Genomic DNA, 18822 nt, shown 5'->3' with positions numbered 1-18822 from the left:
AACGTCGTGACCTGCGTCAAGAACTACGACTGGACGGGCAAGAACGTCGACGACCAGGTGGAGATCATCACCGCCTCGGTGCGCACCCCGAACCACGTGACCCAGGCGGCCCTGCTCGGCGCCGACATCGCCACCGTGCCGTTCGCCGCGCTCAAGAAGTGCCTTAAACATCCCCTGACCGACCAGGGCCTGGCCTCCTTCGAGGCCGACTGGAAGAAGGTCGTCGACGCCCAGTAAGGGGTGGTTTTTGTTCGCGATTGAGCCTCTTGGGATGCTGCTGTCCCCAGTCGAGCAGCGCACGAACACACCGGCATGCTTCTGATGGGTGTTATTCGATTTACTTTCGTTTGATGTCACAAGCGGTGTCTAGTGGGCTGCATGCCCAACATGTTTATAAGATGCCCTGCAAAGCGATTGCCTTGCAGGGCATCGATGTATTGAGGAAATGGGAAAGGCACCGCAGATCATCATGCGGTGCCTTTCTTGCATAAGACGAGCTATGGGAAAGGGAAGATTCAGCCCGTTATGCCCTGAGTGTGGTGCGGCCATATGCCTTTTGCCAGGCGGCTGTAAACTCATCGACCGCAATCTGAACACCGGGGTGCCCAATCATGGTGTAGGCAACCGCGGGCGGTACGGTGACCGCCTGGATACCGGCTGCGATAAGACGACGTACTTGGTCGGCATTTTTGAAGGAGGCGGCAACTATCTTGGTGGGAACATGCTGAGCATCGAGCATGCGTTGCAAATCGATAACCTGCTGGACGCCATCGCCGTAGTTGCACATGCGATTGACGTAAGGCGCCAGATAATCAGCTCCATTCAGTGCGGCCAAAAAGGCGGTATCTGGCGAATAAATTGCGGTTGCCAGAACATGCATCCCTTCATTTCGGGCCTGTTTAATTGCCTCAAGTCCCTCGTGCGTAACGGGAATTTTGACGTACATGTTTTTCGGTCGCAGCTGAGAAATCCAGCGGGCTTCTTCGAGAATGCCGTCGACGGATGTTTGGACGGTCTGCACAAATAGCTTCTGCTCGGGAGATAGATAGTCCACAAGATTGCCGATGACGGTTTCAGGGTCCATGCCGGTTGAGGAAATGATACTGGGATTTGTGGTGACACCGGCAACAGTCAGTAAGCGGTCGAGATCTTTGATGGCCTCGAGATCGGCAGTGTCCAAAATGAATTCCATGGAATGGCTCCTCCCGGTGTGTCGTGGACTAAGGATGTCCATCCCACCGTATCGCCGCGTAATGTGGGGTCGCAAGCATCATGCACTTCAATTCGGCGAGGAAACATCTGATTGAGTCTGCCGAGTGTGCATGACAAGTTTCCATAGATGTCACGATGTGCGGCGATGTTGAAACAACTTTCCCCGTTTCGTGTTATGTGACCACTGGCGAAGCGGGAAACTGAGCGTCGGCGGCCGTTGTTTTCGCCGAGGCTCAGTAATTCCCCAGAATCCGGGTCGATTTTGGGGAATTACTGAGCGTTGGCGAAGAGTCAACAAATCTTCATGGCGGAGACGGGGCGGACACGCGTTTTGTCCTGTGAGTACATCCCGGGGCCGCCCGCGCTCGCAGGGGTAACACAAAAGGCGCCGAGGCGTTGGAGCGAATCCAAGCGCCTCGGCGCCTTTGTTTATCGCGGCTTGCCCGCCGCCTACTCAGGTGAGTGACCTTGCCATTACAGCAGGTTGATGACGTCCCAATCCGCCGAGCTGGCCTCAATGATCGCCCGTCCGCCGAAGACGCAGCGGGGAGCGTCCGTCGCGACGCGCTCCACATCATCGCCGAGCGCACGCAGCCGCTCGGGCGTTGCGGCGAGCATCTCCTTGCGCACCTTGGTGCGGAAGTCGACGGGACGCTGCGAGAAGTACTCGGCGTTGCGGCGCTTGGTGAGGGCATACGGCTTTACGGGCGCATCGTGGCTCGAGACCGACGAGACGATGAAGCCCTCGAACGCCTCGGGTGCGGGCTCAAAGGAGCGCAGCCAGGCTCCCGCTTGTGCGATGCGGGCAAGCGACGGGTCGATTGCGGGGTCGCGATAGGTATAGAAAGCCAGCTGACGGTCGACCGCGGCGCGGAAGCCGCAGCCATAGGCGCCGCCCTTCACGCGAATCTCGTTCCACAGGTAGTCATACGAAAGCGCGTTGGCCGCCACGCCCCAGCTGCCGTCGGTCGCAATGCCCAGCGCGCGCGGGTCGGTGGCCTGCGCAAGGTAACAGACGTCGCTGGGGATGACGAACGCCTCGCGTTTGGGCTCGGGTGCGGGCACGTAGAGCTCCTTGGCGGGCGCCGTGCGGGGCGAAAGCCCCAGGTCGCCGGCGGCTTCCCAGAAGCGGCGAAGGTCTTCGTCGGAGCCGGTGAAGCTCACGATGGTTCCCGTCGAGGTGAAGATGCGCTCCTGCAGCTCGCGCAGCTTGGCGACAAGCTCGTCGCGGCGCTCGTCGAAATGGTCGAGCAGGTCGCGCAGGAAGCGATAGAAATCCACGCCGCCCAGCTGTTCGGAGACGACCGCGGCGGGCGAGACGTAGCTGAGCGACCGGGCAAGCGCCGCCTGATGTCCGGCGGTGATGAAGGCCTGCTCCATGCCGATCTTCACCTGCGTGAGCACATCGCGCATGCGGTCGGTGTCCTCGAAGACGGTCTCGGCCCAGACCTCGCGCGGAATGCTCGCCAGTGCGTCGATTTTCTCGGAAAGCGCGCCGGCAGAGACCAGCAGCACCGGCTTGGCAAGGCGCCAGTTGGGTTGCTGGAACACCTCGGTGGTAAACGAGAGGAAGCCGAGGTTCGAGGCTATATAGCTGTCGAGCTCGGCGGCGGAGCGCCGGGTGGTGGCGAGCTGCTGCATGAGGCGCGCGAGCACCTTCACATAGGGCAGCTCGGCGTAGCTCACATGGCTCAGGTCGAAGTAGGTCAGCACGTACGCCAGCCGGCGGGTGGGGATGCGATGCACCAGGCACGGCACGGGTGTGCGCGTCTCGACGATGAGCGGGGGTTCGGGGCGGCTGGGTCCGATGTCGGAGACGTGCAGGCGGGGCAGGGTCGCCTTCGCCTCGGGCGTGTCCTCGGCCTCCTGGGCGGCGCGAAGGGCGTCGACGTCACGCAGGATGCCGGCGAGCTCGTCGTCTGTAAGGGACGCCTTGATCTCTGCGAGACGTGCGGCCTCGGGGGAGCGGGCGTCGTCTGCAGCCGCTGGCTCGGCGTCCTGCGCAGGCGTCGCCTCGTCCGGCGCACCTGCGGCCGCGGCCTCGTCCGTCAACGTGGGCACGATTTCGACAAGGGCGCGATGGTTGCTCTCCAAGACGAGCTCGGTCAGGAGGCGCTCGAAATAGTCGCCATCAAGAGCTGCCCGCAGCTCGGCATAGATGTCGGCGACCTTGAGCGCGAGGGTCGCGGCATCGTCGTCGTACAGCCACGTGGAGAGCGCCTCGCAGGCGAGCACGACGCCGTCGGCCGTGCCGTAGTCACGCTGGCGCAGGGAGTACTCGTTGCTCGAGATCACGGCCTCCAGGCGGTCGCGCGGCACGCCCTCTGCGACCAGCCGGCGGCACTCGTCTTCGATGGTCGCGCGGAAGGTGCGCGCGACGTCGGGCTTGGCCCCCTGCAGAATGATGAGCTCATAGGGCTGCAGGCAGGCGGTCGAGGTGTAGCTCTGGACGTTGCCGCCCAGCCCCGCCGCGATGATAGCTTTTTTGATCGGCGCCTCGTTCGTGCCCAGCAGGGCCTCGAACAGCACGTCGGCAGCGATGATGCGTTTGGTGTCGCAGGCATCGCCCAGCACGTATGCCATGCCTACGAGCGCGTTGTCCGGCGTGGTGACCATCTCCTGCCGAACGAGGTCGCAGACCACGGGCTCCTGCGCATGCAGGGGGTTGGGGGCGCCGGGCGCGTGGGCGTTCACGGCCTGCGCATCGTCCGACACCGCCACGTCTGCACCTGCGGACTGCTCGCTGCGGGCCAGGTTCTGCAGCTCGGCCTTCTTGGCTTCGGCAGATGCCGCCCGTGCTTCGTCGCACAGGTAGTGCTCGTCCAAAAACGCAAGCTCACGGCGCACGTCGGCAAAGTCGCCGTACAGCACGATGTAGCTGTTGGCAAGGTTGTAGTGGCGCGCGTGGCTGTCCAGGAACGACTCGTAGGTAAGCGTGGGAATCGCGCGAGGATTGCCGCCGGACTCGCAGGCGTAGGCGGTGTCGGGGAACAGCTCGCGCATCACCGCGTTGTCCAGCACGTCAAGCGGGTCGGACAGGGCGCCTTTCATCTCGTTGAAGACGACGCCGTTGTAGTGCAGCGTGCCCTCGCGCGGGGCCGCGCCCTCGGGAACATCGAGCTCGTAGTGCCAGCCCTCCTGTTCGAAGATGGTGCGCTTGTGCCAGATCGCCGGGTTGAGCACCGCGTCCATGTAGACGTCCATGAGGTTGAGGAGGTCCTGCTCGTTGGTCGAGGCAACCGGGTAGATCGTCTTGTCGGGATAGGTCATGGCGTTCAGGAAGGTCTGCATGGAACTCTTGATAAGGTCCACGAACGGCTCTTTGACCGGGAATTTCGCCGAGCCGCAAAGCACGGAATGCTCCAGGATGTGAAAGACGCCGGTGTCGTCTGCCGGAGGGGTCTTGAAGGCGATTGCGAAGGCCTTGTTCTCGTCGTCACATGCCAGGTAGAGCAGGCGGGCGCTGCTCGAGGTGTGACGAAGCACGTAGGCATCGGCGTCAAGCTCGGCGATGGTCTCGCTGCGCTCAATGACAAATCCGCACGTCGTAGATCCCGTGGTAAGAAGCGCCGCCGCGGCGGCGCGGGGGCCTGCGGCCTGCTCTGTTGCGGTTGGGGCCACGGCCGCGCCTGCTGCATTGGCGGGCGAAGGCGCCGCGGATTCCTGTGACGGGGCTGCCTGGGCTGTCCCGGTAATGCGTTCGGTGGAGTTACTCACGATGATGCTCCCTGAGAGGTCGGTTGCAATGCTGGTCAAGCTTATACCCGAATGACGTTTCGAATGCGCCTGCGTCCGCAGCGTTTGCCAAGCACGTGCTTTAGTGTGTCAAAGCGGGGTTAATAGCTTTGGCGCGAGTTTACAAAAACCTGTTTTAACCTGGGGAATCTTGCGCTAAGGTGATACGGCTGCCGCGGTCTTGGACCGCGTTGTGGCAGCACCGCTTCGAGGGGAACAAGGGGGATGCAATGGCAGACGAGACGATGTCCACGGGTGAGGAAACCGTCGATCGCTTCGGGGTCGACGCCGCCTCGCGCAGGCATCGCCGCTCGCTGCGAGAGCGCCTGAACGCGGCCGAGCACCGGCGGTTTGTCGTCGGTGTGCTGTCGACGCTGTTCGGTGGCATCTTCTGGGGCTTCTCCGGCACCTGCGCGAGCCTGCTCTTCGACGTCTACCACATGGACACTATCTGGCTCATGTGTACGCGGCAGCTTTGCGCCGGCCTGCTGTTTTTGGCGCTCATCCTGGCAACCGACCGCAAACGGTTCGTTGCGCTGTGGACGAATCCGCACGACCGCCTGATTGTGCTCGTGTTTTCGGCCTGCGGCGTTCTGCTCAACCAGTTTGGCTATCTCACGTCGGTGCGGCTTACCAATGCGGGCACGGCGACGGTCATGCAGACGCTCCAGCTGCTCATCATCATGGCCTATGCCTGCATCAACGCCCGCCGCGTGCCGCGTCGGCGTGAGATCTTGGGCGTGGCGCTTGCGCTCCTGGGCACCTATCTTATTGCGACGGGCGGCAACCCCTCCAACCTGGCGATTCCGCCAGAGGGCCTGCTTGTGGGGCTTATCTCGGCGCTGGGCGCGGCGTGCATGACGATCATTCCGGCGGGCATTCTGCCCACGTACGGTTCATCGATCGTCACGGGTTCGGGCATGTTGCTTTCGGGCCTGGTGACGTGTGCGATTTTTCAGCCGTGGAATAGCGTACCCGTGCTCGATCCGACCGGTTGGGGAGCGTTTGCCGTGCTGATCGCTGTAGGGTCGTTCCTGTCGTACTTCCTCTACATGCAGGGCGTGAAGGACATTGGTAGCATGCGCGCCGCTCTCATTGGTACGGTGGAGCCCGTCTCGGCCACGGTGACGAGCGCGCTGCTTTTGGGAACGCTCTTCGCACCCACCGACATCGTGGGGTTTGCGTGCATCATCGTGATGGTGTTCTTGACGGTCTAACTCATTTGCCATTGGGGACGGGTACATTTGGCAAAACGTTGCCCTGTCATTGGGGACGGGTACGTTTGGCGAAACGCTGCTCAGTTGAGTTGCGCAGGGCGTGCTTCGCGGCAGAGTGGGGCCCGCAGGTCTTTCGGGGCCGCATTGCTCGGCGTCGGCGCCTTCGAAGCGGTCGGTCAGACCCCACATTGGCGCGTAGGCAAATGATGCCGCGACCGCGCGGACGCCGCAGCGTGAGGCGGGACGAGCCCTCCGGCGGGACCGGGAGATCCGTGGCCAGCGCAACGGGGCGTTCCAGGAGCATTGTGGTCAAATTTTCGAGAAGTCTGTAACCAGGACCGCCGATTTGGGTCCATGTATAGGATTTGGGTCGCTGCAGGGCTCGAAATCGCATTATCAGACCCACCATTGGCATCGGATCCGAGGCGCCACCTACAGACAAGTCGAAAATTTGTCCACCTCGGCCTGCCAAAACGCCGCCATGCCCCGCTGAAACGCCAAATTGGCCTCAATCCTATGCAAGATAGGTGCAAAAATATGCATGCAGGGAATGCATAAGGCGCCGCGCAGAGTGGGGAGGCGCGGAGCGGCGTCTGGCTGCGGCGAAACGCCCATATGACCGGCCCGTCCGCGTCCGTTGCGGCGACAGTGCCATCGCGCCAGGCACGATCATTGCCGTGTCCCAATATCGTAGGACCTGCCTGCATCATTGCGATGGCGTTACGACGGTGTTAGCTGTGGCAACTCGGCTACCCGCGCCGCCACGTGCGGCTGCTCCGTCAGGGCTCACGCAAGCGCAGGCAAACATGAGACGGCTGCCCCGCAGGCGGTAGGCACGGGGCAGCCGTTCGGCTCTATCAGCGCACTTCGAAAGGCGTATCCTCGCCGCGCGAGAAGGCCATAAGCGCTTCGGTGGTGCTGCGTACCATGTGCTCGACGTCGGTTTCGGTGTAGAAGGCCATGTGAGGCGAGACCACCACGTTGGGAAACGCCTGCAGGATCGCCCGATCGCGGTTGGGAAGCGGCTGCGCGCCCTTGTCCAGGTAGTAGAGATTCGATTCGTGCTCGATGGTGTCGAGCGCTGCCCCACCCAGGTGCCCCGACTCAATCGCGTCGATAAGCGCAGAGGTGTCCACGAGGCTGCCGCGTGCGGCGTTGACCAGAATCGCCCCCTCGCGCATGCGGGCAAGCTCCGTCGCGCCGATCATGTGGTGGTTCTGGGCGAGTCCCGGCGCGTGAAGCGTCACCACGTCGGACGCCTCGAGCAGCGCGTCGAGGTCGACATACTCCACCAGGTCCTTCAGGCTCTCGCGCGGATAGGGGTCAAAGGCGAGCAAGCGGCAGCCGAAACCGGAGAGGTTGCGCGCCACCCGGCTTCCGATAGCCCCCGTGCCCACGATGCCCACGGTGCACGAGGCAAGGTCACGCCCCATCTTCCCCTCGAGCCCGAAGTTCTGGGCCGCAGCATGGCGAAACACGAGCTTTGCCTTGCGCAGCGCCATGAGGATGAGCATGACGGTGTAGTCGGCTACCCCCTCAGGAGGGTAGGCGGCGTGCGCGACGCGCATGCCCAGCTGGCGCGCGTAGGCGACGTCGATGTGGTCGTAGCCGATCGACCTGGTGGCGATGCCGCGGATTCCCAGGCGGTGATATGCGTCCAGGAGGGGCGGCGTCATGGGGTTCGTGATGATGTTGAGCATGTCGGCCCCGGCTGCCAGCTCCACGTTGTCAAGCGTGGGATAGTCGGGCGTCCAGTCGTAGTCGAAGCCGAGCTCATGGCTCAGCCGGTCGAGAAAGCCCAGCTCGTCAAAGGGGCGCAGGGCATAGGCGAAGATTTTCATGGAGAACCTTTCGATGAGGGCGACTGTGGCGGGCGAAGGTCGCTCGCGTTCTTGCTACAGCCCGTAGAGCTCGCGGAACTTCGTATCCAGGTAGGTGCAGTAATACGTCGCATCAAAGGGAGCGCCGCATGCTCCGGCAATCAGCTCCTGGGCGTCCTTGCCGCGGCCCCAGCGCCAGATCTTGTCGCGCAGCCACGCCGCGATAGGCGCGAGGTCGCCCGCGGCGCAGGCGCCCTCGAAGTCCACGCCGTCCCCGCGCATGGCTGCAAGGAACTGGGCGCCGTAGGCGCTGCCCAGGGCATAGCTTGGGAAGTATCCGAAGCTGCCGCCCGACCAATGGGTGTCCTGCAGGCATCCGCGGGCGTCGTCGGGAACCTCGAGCCCCAGGTAGTCGCGGGAAAGCTTTGCCCACAGACCGGGGATGTCACGCGCGGTCGCCTCGCTGGAGAACAGCATGCGCTCGATGTCGTAGCGCAGCATGATATGCAGCGGATAGGTGAGCTCGTCGGCATCCATGCGGATGAGCCCCGGCGCGGCGATGTTGGCGGCGCGGTAGAGGGTGCCCGCGTCGACCCCCTCGTATGCCTCGGGGGCGTGCGCGCACAGGATTGAGAGGAGCGGTTCCATGAAGGCGCGGCTGCGGCCCACGTAGTTTTCGAAGAAACGTGACTGGCTTTCGTGGATGCCCATCGAGGTGCCATGTGCCAAGCAGGTGTAATCGTAGGCGCTGTCGACGTTTTGCTCATAGGAGGCGTGCCCGCCCTCGTGCAGGATGGTGAAGACGTTGCTCAGGACGTCCTGCTCGTAGATGTGGGTGGTCACGCGAACGTCGCCAGGGGCGAATCCGTCTGAGAAGGGATGTTCGACGCAGGCGAGGGCGCACCCTGCAGGGTCGAGGCCTTCAAGCGCAAGTAGGTCGCGCGCGATGCCCATTTGCGCCGCCTCGGGCACGCACGCGTCCAAGAAGGCGGGACGCTTCGTGGGTATGGCCCCGATCTCGTGCACAAGCGGGACTACGGTCGAGCGCACCTGGTTGAAAAACGCGTCGTAGGAGGCAGCGTCCATGCCGCGCTCGTACTGGTCGAGCCACACGTCGTAGGGGTCTCGGTTGGCGTCCAGGTAGCTCGCGTGGCGTTTGAGCGTCTCGACAATTCGGTCCACATACGGCTCGAAAGATGCCCAGTCGTTTGCCAGTTTCGCCTTGTGCCACACGGCGTTGGCCTCGCTGGTGAGGCGGCTCCACGCGGCAACCTCGTCGGTGGGGATGGCAAGCGCCTCGCGCTGGTCGCGCGCGAAGACCCTGAGCTCCGCGGCGGTCGTGTCGTCAAGCGCGCCGGCCTCCTGCTGTTTGGTGAGCTCGGCCACCAGATCCTGCGCAGACTGGCTGGTCAGCAGGCGGTGATGCTCTTCGGAGAGAACGCCCATGGCCTCGGCGCGGGCGGCGGCGCCGTTTTCGGGGGCGACGGTCTCTCCGTCGAAATCGAGGATGCTCGTAAGGTATTCGCGGCACCAGAGGTCGCGTTGGAGGCGCGTGAAATCACGTACGGCGTCGGTGGGTTTCATGGTGCGTCCTTTCGATATCGGGGTCTGTCTTTGGGATGATTGGAGCCGGTCGGATGCTGCGTGCTGGCGTTTTGCTCGCATCGGGGCGAATGAGGCGCGGTTGGGCGAGCGTGACGCGGCAGCTCCCAGTGTAGCGCTGAGGCTGCGGCCGCGCGCGGATCGTGCGGGATGCCGTCCCACGCGGCTGCTGCTGCACGGTCGCGCGTCTGGATGCCCTTCGCGACGACTGCCCCGCCCGCTCATGCGCGCCGATCCCCTCGTCAAACTTAGTCCAGCAACTACAATTGACTAACTTTGGGCCTGTTTTTCGACCTAATCTTAGTCAAACGTAGTTGCTGGACTAAAAACACGACCTCGATGGACGAAGATTGCGACCCCTGTTGGGCAAAAGCGTGCCACGTCGTACCGTCCTTGTGCGGCAGCTGCGGTCAATCCCGTGTATTCGCACGTCGTCGCCCATATTGCCGGCGTATGTCCCTGCAAATGTGCTATCCTTTCGACCAACGCGTTGACGGAGAGGTCGACGCCTCGCATGTCGCAGCTCAGAGAGGGAGGGCCACCGGCTGAAAGCCCGCCTGCAGCGACGAGGCATCGAGTTCACTCCCGAGCAGCGACCTGAACGGCCGCGCGCACTTCGGAGGCTGTTACCAAAGACGGTGTGCGCCAGCGCTGAGTAGGGGAGCCGCCCGCCCGGGCGACATCGGGACAAAGGGGGCATGCCGGGCAGACATCCGGCAGCCAAACAAGGTGGTACCGCGGAACTTCACCGTCCTTGGGCAAAGACGATGCCCGAGGACGGTTTTTTTATTACCACGCTCGGGGCCCGCACCGACGCCGCGTGCGGGTGAGATGAGAAAGGAACACGATGGCTCTTATCGAAGATCTTGACGCGCTTGAGGCGAAGGCCAAAGACCTTATTGCCTCGGCGAACTCGGCCGAGAAGCTCGAAGCCGCGCGCATTGCGCTGCTGGGCAAGAAGGGCGAGGTCACGGCCCTGATGCACATGATGGGCAAGGTCGCTCCCGAGGAGCGCCCGGTTTTGGGCAAGCGCGCCAACGAGCTGCGTCGCATGGTCGAGACGATGCTTCAGCGCAGCAGCGAGAACATCAAGCGGGAGGCCATGCGCAGCCTCATGGCCACCGAGGCCGTCGACGTCACGCTGCCCGGCGCCCGCCCGACCATCGGACACCAGCATCTCATCAACCAGATCAAGGAGGAGATGGAGGACGTCTTCTGCGGAATCGGCTATACCGTCGAGGCGGGTCCCGAGGTCGAGACGAGCTGGTACAACTTCACGGCTCTGAACGCCCCCATGGATCACCCGAGCCGTTCGGCGCGCGACACGTTCTACGTGGTGGACAATGCGCCGGGCTCGGTGGCACATCCCGAGGAGCACGCGCACGGCGAGTCCGACGTTCTGCTGCGCACGCAGACCTCCGGCACGCAGATCCACATCATGGAGCATCAGAAGCCACCCATCTACGCGATCGTTCCGGGCACGGTGTATCGCCCCGACACGGCCGACGCCTGCCACCTGCCGCAGTTCAACCAGGTCGAGGGCATCGTGGTGGACGAGGGCATCACCTTCGGCGACCTCAAGGGCACGCTCGACTACTTTGCGAAGTGCATGTTCGGCGCGGACCGCAAGACCCGCTATCGCCCGCATTTCTTCCCCTTCACCGAGCCCAGCTGCGAGCTTGACGTGTCGTGCCACGTGTGCGGCGGCAAGGGGTGCAGCTTCTGCAAGCACAGTGGCTGGATCGAGATCCTGGGCTGCGGCATGATTGACCCCAACGTGCTTGTGAACTGCGGGCTCGATCCGGAGCGTTACACCGGCTTCGCGTTTGGCATCGGCGTGGAGCGCGTCGCGGCGCTTCGCTACGACCTGCCCGACCTGCGGACGCTTATGACTGGCGATATGCGCTTTTTGGAGCAATTCTAGGGTAACGGGTAGCTCGGAAGGCCGTGGCCGCTGTTGAGGGGAGACGGCTTTAGGCCGTAACCGTTGTTGGTGGACCAAAATGACCCCGTCCCAAAAGGGGTCATCGCTAAAGGAGATAGTAATGCGCGTTTCATATAAGTGGCTCAAGGAGCTCGTGGATGTGCCGGAATCGCCGGACGAGCTCAGCCGGGAGTTCATTCGCACCGGAACCGAGGTCGAGGCAATCGACACCCTCGGCGAGTCGTTCGACAACATCGTGTGCGCCCAGGTGGTCTCGAAGGAGTCGCACCCCGACTCCGACCACATGTGGGTCACCATGGTCGATGTCGGCCGTTATAACCTGGGCGAGGACGGCAAGCCCGCGCCGCTGCAGATCGTGTGTGGCGCCCAGAACTTCAACGCCGGGGACCACATCGTGACGGCGCTTGTGGGGGCAGAGCTTCCCGGCGGCGTCAAGATCAAGAAGAGCAAGCTGCGCGGCGTGGTCTCGTGCGGCATGAACTGTTCTCTGCGCGAGCTCGGCCTCGGCGGCGACCACTCCGGCATCCTTATCCTGCCCGAGGACGCGCCGGTGGGCGTACCGTTTGCGCAGTACTGGGGCACTACCGACACGGTGCTCGACTGCGAGATCACCCCGAACCGCCCCGACTGCCTCTCCATGGCGGGCATCGCGCGCGAGGTGGGCGCCATCTTCGACCGCGACACGCACATCGAGCTGCCGGCGATCAAGCAGGAGGTCGGCCGACCCACGGCTGACGAGGTCTCGCTCGAGATCGCCGACGAGGGCCTGTGCAGCCGCTACGTGGCTCGCATCGTGCGCAACGTGAAGGTGGGGCCCTCGCCCGACTGGATGGTCGAGCGCCTGAATGCGCTGGGCATTCGTCCGCACAACAACATCGTCGACATCACCAACTACGTGATGATGCTGACCGGTCAGCCGCTGCACGCCTTCGACCTCTCCACCTTTGCCGAGCGCGACGGGCATCGTCGGGTGGTCGTGCGCGCCGCGCATGAGGGCGAGGTCTTCCAGACCCTCGACGGCCAGGAGCGCACGCTTGCGGCCGGCATGGGCCTTATTACCGACGGCGAGCGTCCGGTCGCCCTGGCCGGCGTCATGGGCGGCATGGATTCCGAGATCGAGGACGACACCTGCGACGTGCTCGTGGAGAGCGCCTGCTTCGACGCGGGCCGCACCTCACACACGAGCCGCGACCTCTCGCTCATCTCCGACGCGTCCATTCGTTTCGAGCGCCAGGTTGACGAGACCGGCTGCGTGGACGTTGCGAACCTGACCTGCGCCCTGATCGAGGAGCTCGCCGACGGCGAGGTCGCGCCCGGGTATGTCGACCTGTGGCCGGCGCCCAAGACCCAGCCGGAGCTCACGCTGCGTCTGTCGCGCGTGCACCTGATCTGCGGCGCCCAGATCGAGCCCGCGTTCATCGAGCGCTCGCTGACGCGCCTGGGCTGCACGGTCAAGCGCGACGGCGACGACTTCCGCGTGGTACCGCCCACGTTCCGCCCCGACCTCGAGCGCGAGATCGACCTCATCGAGGAAGTGCTTCGCCTGTGGGGCATGGACCGCGTCGAGGCGACCATCCCGGCAGCGAAAAACCACATCGGCGGCCTCACGCACGACCAGCGGCTGCGTCGCCGCATCGGCGGCATCTTGCGCTCCTGCGGCCTCAATGAGACCACGACGTATTCCTTCGCGGCCCCCGGCGACCTCGAAAAATGCGGCATGAGCGACGAGGGCCGCGGCGTGCCCGTCGTGCTCATGCGCCCGCTCGTGGCGGAGCAGTCCGAGATGCGCCGCTCGCTGCTGCCGGGCCTGCTGCAGTCGGTTGCCTACAACGAGGCGCACGGCACTGCCAACGTGCACCTGTACGAGATGGGCACGCTCTTCTTTGGCCGCGAGAACGCGAGCCTGCCGAAGGAGCGCCCGAGCCTTGCCGGCGTGCTTTCTGGCGCATGGGGCGACGTCACCTGGATCACGAAGCAGCGCCCGCTGCGCTTCTTCGACGGCAAGGGCGTGGTCGAGGAGCTACTGGCCCAGCTGCGCGTGGAGAAGGTCCGCTTCCGTGCTGCCGAGGGCGATGGGTATGCGTTCTTGCAGCCCGGCCGCGGCGCCGAGGTGCTTTCGGGCGGCGTGGTGCTCGGATGGGTCGGCGAGATTCACCCGGACGTGCGCGAGGCGTTTGACATCAGCCTGCCGGTGGTCGCGTTCGAGCTCAACCTCGAGGCGCTCATGAAGGCGGCGCGCGACCAGGAGGCCTATCGCGAGTTCTCGACCTTCCCGTCGGTCGACGTCGACCTTGCCATTGTAGTGAACGAGGACGTGACCTGCGAGGACCTGGAGCGTCGCCTGCAGTCTGCCGGCGGCAAGCTCCTGCGCGGCATCCGCCTCTTCGACGTCTACCGCGACGAGCAGCGCGTGGGTGCGGGCAAGAAGTCCATGGCCTTCGCGCTCACCTATCGTGCCGACGACCACACGCTCACCTCTGAGGAGGTCGAGAAGGTGCACGGCAAGCTCGTGACGAAGGTGTGCAAGGCCGTCGGCGGCGAGGTCAGGTCCTAAGCCCAGCCGATAGCAAGAGCATGTATGCGATGGCCCTCGCGTGCCGGCAATGCCGGTCTGCGGGGGCCGCTTGCAAAAAGGTCTATTCTGTTCTTGGGGATGCTGAGTGATTGGAGCGTTCGTGCCAAGTTGGAACATCCATATTGCCCAAACGGAGCGCCTGCTTGCGCGCACCGGTGCCGTAGCGCGCACGGTGGTCGACCGCAACGCGTTTTTGTTTGGCAACCTTGTGCCCGACATCTACGTGGGCTACATGGTCCCGGGCATCCAGCATCCCATCGCTTACCGCATCACCCATGTAGCGAAGCCTGAGCATATTCCGAAGCCGCGCGAGTGGGAGTTCTGGAACACCTATGTCGCCCCGTTGGCAGAGCGGCTGGGGATTTCCTGCAAGACGCCGCGCTCCGGTGCAGAGCGGCCCATTTTGGCCTCGTCGCTTCACATCGAGCAGGACTACGTGAGCCGCTGCCACTACCCTCAGCGCTACATGGACGCCAAGCCGCCCGTATGGCAGGGCTGCACTGCCGACGCTGACCTTTCGCGCGAGGCGCTGGATGCGTCGGTGTTTGACATGGTGCTTGGCGCGTGGGCGCACCTTGTTGCCGACAACCTGTGGAACACCCGCGTCAACGAGTTTCTCGATGCGCACGGCGGCAAGCCGAGCGAGGCGTTTCGCATCAAGAAGCAGGGGGATTTCGACCTGTTTGGAAAGGCGCTTCCTATCGATCTGGTGCCGCGCGCGACGCCGCGACTCATCGCTGCGGCTGCGGCGTTCCCGCAGTATCCCATCGAGGAACAGCCGGTGCTCCTGAGCGTTGGCGTGGCGCACGAGACCGTTCGTACCAACCACGGTACGCCGGACCCTCGCTACGAGCTTCTAACCACCGATTTCTTCGAGCATGTCTTCGCCGAGGCGCTCGATCATACCGAAACCCTGCTCGAGGAGCGCCTGTAGGCACATTTGTCCCAACAATAGGGGGTCTCATGGGCTGTTTCGAAAACTCGTTTCGTTTTTATGCAGTTAGATTGCGATTGCCCGAGTAGACCCCCGATTTGGAGTCCCGAATCCTGGGCAAACGCCGCCAAAAGACTTCCTCTACTCGAAGATTCTCGTTTTAACTGCATAAAAACGAAACGAGTTTTCTCGACCGCTTTTCAAGTTGCAAAATAGAGGGCAAATGCGTCCCACACCGATGGGACTGTGCCCAAGCTGGGCGTCGATGTGTCGGCGCAGCCAAGCGAGGGTTATCGGCCGAGCGTCCACCAGTCAATGAAAAGGTCATGACGGAGCTCCTGCGAGGCGCGCTTGAAGGCAGAGGTTTTCGGTTTGGCGTCCAGGCCCAATTCTCGCGAGATATACGACGCCACGCCCTCAAAGCGCAACGGGTCGGAAATCTGCTCGTAGCGAAGAGGAACAACGGTGTAGCCCATGCTTTGCAGGGCGAGGCGTCGGTTGTCATCCTCGTGGCTTTTGGATTCGCCGGTATGGAATGGGTCGCCTTGGCATTCCACCACGACGGTTCGGTCGGATGTTGCGGACTCCATATAGAGGTCGGCGTAACAGCGATCGCGCGATGCGATGTTCCGTGCTTTGCCGGTGAAGGCAATGGGATAGTTGTTTCGAATCGGCTCGATGCCCATTCCGCCCCAGCGCCGCGGTAGTCCCAGCAGCATGGTCGCTTGGACTTCGAAGGGAGACGACGCGATTCCGGTTACATGTTTTGCTGCTTGTCTGAATTTCTTGCTGCCGCGCACGCCGTCAATGTGAGCAGCAAAGGAGCGAAGCTCATTAAGCGTGATGAGCGGAGGGCGCTGCCAGAGGTCGGTGAGTTTGTTGTCCGGCGTGAGGCTGGGCTTCCAGCCATCGATGACGGGAAGCATACCGAGGTCTATAAGTTGCTGTAAATGGTTGTGAACAACCTCGGCGGGGCGGTAGACGGTGAATGTGCCTGCAAATTCATAGATGGCCATCGTAAGATGTGTGACGCAAAGCGATGGTGCCAGGGAAAGCAAGGTAAACAGAGGGGAAGCGGTAAAGATGCCTTCTTCAGTATCGAGTAAGGCCTGGGGAGGAAGGTCGTGTGCCCACAGGTGGGTGGTGACGCTGCGGTTGTTTCGTAGCTCGGATGGGTGGAACACAAGCACATGAATGGGTGGGTCAATACAGCCGTATATGGATGGCCGCTGCAGCAGCGCGCGTTTGCCCGCACGCGATGCTATGTCGGGGAATCCTCCGGCAAGGTCGCGTACCAGGGGTGGAGTGCGGTAACGTAGGAACGACGATATGTTAGTCAGGCAGGTGTCCATACCCAGACGATAGCAGACAATACGTTACATCCTGGCGGCAATGGAAAATGGGTCAATAATCGTGGCCGCTGGGTATTCAAGAAACTCGTTTCGTTTTTATGCAGTTAAAACACGAATCTTCGAGTAGAGGAAGAATTATTGCAGCGTTTGCCCAGGATTCGGGGTTCCAAATTGGTGGTCTACTCGAGCAGTCGCAATCTAACTGCATAAAAACGAAACGAATTGGTTTTGCCGCCCCGAAGGCCACCGCTTGGCGGAAGGTCTTCTCTTGGCGATGGGGCCCGTTTGGCGGTGGACTCTGCTTGGCGGACGGGTTCAGATTGCGGTGGGGCTCTGCTTGGCGGCGGGATTCTGTTGGAACAACGTTTTAGAAGGCGCCAGGTAGTGGTGTCCGCTCGGTGATTGCTCAAACGTTTGGCGATTGCTCAAAGTGGGAACGCATGCCGCCTATGGCGTTGGCGTCCAATACGCGGCGTGCAAGTCCAGTCCGTCGTGCAAGTCCAGTCTCATACGCAACAAAAGAGGGGGTCAGCCAAGCTGACCCCCTCTTCGGGATGCATGTAAGACGCAAAGGCGTTGAGCACACCGTTTAGCGCACCTGAGCGACGTAGACCACGTTCGTGGAGGTGATCTTGTCGGCCAGGGTGACAGAGGTCTTCGGATCGCCAACGGTCACGACGGCGACGTCGCCCTTGTCCACGTAGCCACGCTCCTTGGCGGCGTCGATGGCGACCGTCACGGTGTCATCGACGGTGCCCTGCGTGATGGCGGCGAGATGCGGCTCGACGCCCCAGTACATGAGCATCTTCTGCACGGCCCACTGGTGACGCGAGAACGCCACGATGGGGGTGTGCGGGTGGAAGTGCGAGATCAGGCGGGCCGTACGGCCGGTGGTGGTAGGAACCACGATGGCCTTGGCGCCGATGGTGGTGGCCATGTTCACGGCGGAGAGGCCGACCATGTTGTTGATCACGCGGGTGCCGTGGCTGTTGGCAGGAACCTCAAGCGGGCCGTGGGCAGCGATGTGCTTTTCGGTCTCGTGGGCAATGGAGGCCTGCATCTTCACGGCCTCGACCGGGTACTCGCCGGACGCGGTCTCGCCGGAGAGCATCACGGCGTCGGTGCCGTCGTAGATGGCGTTCGCGACGTCGGCGACCTCGGCGCGCGTGGGGCGCGGGTTGCGGATCATGGAGTCGAGCATCTGCGTAGCGGTGATGACCGGCTTATAGGCAGCGTTGCACTTGGCGATGATGGTCTTCTGGATGTGCGGGACAAGCTGGGGCGGAATCTCGATGCCCAGGTCGCCGCGGGCAACCATGACGCCGTTGGAGGCCTTCAGGATGTCGTCGAAGTTCTTGACGCCCAGCGCGCACTCGATCTTCGGGAAGATGCCGACGTGCTCGCCGCCATTCTCATCGCAGAGCTTGCGGATCTCGCGCACCGCGGCGCCGTCGCGGATGAAGGAGGCGGCGATGTAGTCGATGCCCTCCTTCAGGCCGAAGAGGATGTCCTCGCGGTCGCGATCGGTGATCGCGGGCAGGCCGATCTCGACGTTCGGGACGTTGACGCCCTTGCGCTCGCCGATCTCGCCGCCGTTCTCGACGGTGCAGTGGATGTCCTGGCCATCCACGGAGTCAACGACCAGGCCGATGAGGCCGTCGTCGATCAGGATCTTGGAACCGGGCTCAACCTCGCGCGGCAGATCGACGTAGTCAAGCGAAATGTGCGAGGGGTTGCCCAGGTGATCCTCCTGGGTGGGCTCGGCGGTGACGACAATCTTGTCGCCGGCGTTCACGGTAATCTTCTTGTGGTCCTCAAGCAGGCCCGTGCGGATCTCGGGGCCCTTGGTGTCGAGCAGAATACCGATGGGCATGTCAAGCTCGTCGGCGATGCGGCGGACGCGCTCGATGCGGCCGTGGTGCTCCTCGTAGGAGCCGTGGGAGAAGTTGAAGCGAGCGATGTTCATGCCCGCCTTCATCATCTCGCGAAGCATCTCGTCGTTGTCGCAGGCGGGGCCCATGGTGCAGACAATTTTCGTGCGTTTGTACATTCAAACCTCCACTGGATGCTGTGGCACATTGCTTCAAAATCGTCAACGGGCATTATAGGTGAACCGTTTGTGCCGTAAAGCGATTAAAATCAACCGCACACCGAATTTCTGATGCATTTACAGAAACCAAACGTTTAGTAGCGCCCGTCTTACAACCAGTTTGGCCTTTGGATATGTGATGGGGCGATCGGTCTGCGGGCGCGCGGTGTGGCGTTTCGGTGGGGTCGAGTTGGCCGAGGGGAGGCAGGACGTGAGCGTACGCTCCCGAGTTTTGCAGCGCATCTGAATAGATACAGCTTGCTTCGCCCAGCTCAATGGGCTTTTTCTTTACATATTTCCTGTGACTTTTCAGCACGGTGTATGTCGGTGTATGATATGAT

The 18822-nt window shown here is 62.7% G+C and carries 12 protein-coding genes; 5 read left to right on the top strand and 7 right to left on the bottom strand.

Annotated features, from left to right (window positions below; all coding sequences use genetic code 11):
* Window positions 1–237 (top strand): transaldolase family protein (locus tag B5F33_RS10320; protein ID WP_275532075.1); only part of this gene is annotated, 237 nt, incomplete at its 5' end.
* A gap of 286 nt (window positions 238–523) precedes the next feature.
* Here B5F33_RS10320 and B5F33_RS10315 read toward each other — a convergent pair.
* Entirely contained in the window at window positions 524–1192 is a 669-nt protein-coding gene (locus B5F33_RS10315; protein WP_087411734.1) for a transaldolase family protein, read from the bottom strand.
* A 494-nt stretch (window positions 1193–1686) separates the two neighbouring features.
* Window positions 1687–4743 (bottom strand): insulinase family protein, encoded by a 3057-nt coding sequence (locus B5F33_RS10310; RefSeq protein WP_239285051.1) that lies wholly within the window; start codon window positions 4741–4743, stop codon window positions 1687–1689.
* Between the two features lie 434 nt (window positions 4744–5177).
* On the opposite strand from B5F33_RS10310, the gene B5F33_RS10305 reads away from it, so the two are divergent.
* Window positions 5178–6164 (top strand): EamA family transporter, encoded by a 987-nt coding sequence (locus B5F33_RS10305; protein ID WP_087411732.1) that lies wholly within the window; start codon window positions 5178–5180, stop codon window positions 6162–6164.
* Window positions 6165–7021: 857 nt separating this feature from the next.
* Here the strand turns inward: B5F33_RS10305 and B5F33_RS10300 are convergent.
* Both B5F33_RS10300 and B5F33_RS10295 read right to left on the bottom strand, forming a co-directional pair.
* The gene (locus B5F33_RS10300) at window positions 7022–8005 is read right to left on the bottom strand and encodes a D-isomer specific 2-hydroxyacid dehydrogenase family protein (RefSeq protein ID WP_087411731.1); all 984 of its coding nucleotides are present in this window, start codon (window positions 8003–8005) and stop codon (window positions 7022–7024) included.
* Window positions 8006–8059: 54 nt separating this feature from the next.
* A complete protein-coding gene (locus tag B5F33_RS10295; protein WP_087411730.1) occupies window positions 8060–9568 on the bottom strand; it encodes a carboxypeptidase M32 in 1509 nt (502 codons plus the stop codon).
* 865 nt (window positions 9569–10433) lie between these two features.
* Between B5F33_RS10295 and pheS the strand changes: the two genes are divergently transcribed.
* The 3 genes from pheS to B5F33_RS10280 all read left to right on the top strand — a co-directional run bounded on the left by pheS (window position 10434) and on the right by B5F33_RS10280 (window position 15040).
* Window positions 10434–11510 carry a phenylalanine--tRNA ligase subunit alpha gene (gene pheS, locus B5F33_RS10290; RefSeq protein WP_087411729.1) on the top strand — a complete coding sequence of 359 codons (1077 nt, stop codon included), beginning with the start codon at window positions 10434–10436 and terminating at the stop codon, window positions 11508–11510.
* Between the two features lie 121 nt (window positions 11511–11631).
* Window positions 11632–14085 (top strand): phenylalanine--tRNA ligase subunit beta, encoded by a 2454-nt coding sequence (pheT, locus tag B5F33_RS10285; RefSeq protein ID WP_087411728.1) that lies wholly within the window; start codon window positions 11632–11634, stop codon window positions 14083–14085.
* Between the two features lie 106 nt (window positions 14086–14191).
* Window positions 14192–15040 (top strand): hypothetical protein, encoded by an 849-nt coding sequence (locus B5F33_RS10280; protein ID WP_343215929.1) that lies wholly within the window; start codon window positions 14192–14194, stop codon window positions 15038–15040.
* A 290-nt stretch (window positions 15041–15330) separates the two neighbouring features.
* Here the strand turns inward: B5F33_RS10280 and B5F33_RS10275 are convergent, their stop codons facing one another.
* From B5F33_RS10275 to B5F33_RS10985, 3 genes are all read right to left on the bottom strand, one after another.
* Complete coding sequence (locus B5F33_RS10275) at window positions 15331–16392, bottom strand: hypothetical protein (protein ID WP_143757982.1); 1062 nt, start codon at window positions 16390–16392, stop codon at window positions 15331–15333.
* 589 nt (window positions 16393–16981) lie between these two features.
* Window positions 16982–18442 carry a pyruvate kinase gene (gene pyk, locus B5F33_RS10270; protein ID WP_087411726.1) on the bottom strand — a complete coding sequence of 487 codons (1461 nt, stop codon included), beginning with the start codon at window positions 18440–18442 and terminating at the stop codon, window positions 16982–16984.
* Window positions 18443–18494: 52 nt separating this feature from the next.
* Window positions 18495–18822, bottom strand: a 328-nt coding sequence (locus B5F33_RS10985; RefSeq protein WP_204214519.1) for a hypothetical protein, incomplete at its 5' end; no start/stop codon positions are given.

Origin of the sequence: Collinsella sp. An2, assembly GCF_002160065.1 — a bacterium.
In the GTDB taxonomy this organism is placed as follows: Bacteria; Actinomycetota; Coriobacteriia; order Coriobacteriales; family Coriobacteriaceae; genus Limicola.
This window is presented reverse-complemented; position numbering and strand designations above follow the sequence as displayed.

What these genes read in the sequence shown, in the direction of transcription:
- B5F33_RS10315 (WP_087411734.1), bottom strand. Translation starts at nt 1,192, where the DNA reads ATGGAATTCATTTTGGACACTGCCGATCTCGAGGCCATCAAAGATCTC.
- B5F33_RS10305 (WP_087411732.1), top strand. Translation starts at nt 5,178, where the DNA reads ATGGCAGACGAGACGATGTCCACGGGTGAGGAAACCGTCGATCGCTTC.
- B5F33_RS10300 (WP_087411731.1), bottom strand. Translation starts at nt 8,005, where the DNA reads ATGAAAATCTTCGCCTATGCCCTGCGCCCCTTTGACGAGCTGGGCTTT.
- B5F33_RS10295 (WP_087411730.1), bottom strand. Translation starts at nt 9,568, where the DNA reads ATGAAACCCACCGACGCCGTACGTGATTTCACGCGCCTCCAACGCGAC.
- pheS (WP_087411729.1), top strand. Translation starts at nt 10,434, where the DNA reads ATGGCTCTTATCGAAGATCTTGACGCGCTTGAGGCGAAGGCCAAAGAC.
- pheT (WP_087411728.1), top strand. Translation starts at nt 11,632, where the DNA reads ATGCGCGTTTCATATAAGTGGCTCAAGGAGCTCGTGGATGTGCCGGAA.
- B5F33_RS10275 (WP_143757982.1), bottom strand. Translation starts at nt 16,392, where the DNA reads ATGGACACCTGCCTGACTAACATATCGTCGTTCCTACGTTACCGCACT.
- pyk (WP_087411726.1), bottom strand. Translation starts at nt 18,442, where the DNA reads ATGTACAAACGCACGAAAATTGTCTGCACCATGGGCCCCGCCTGCGAC.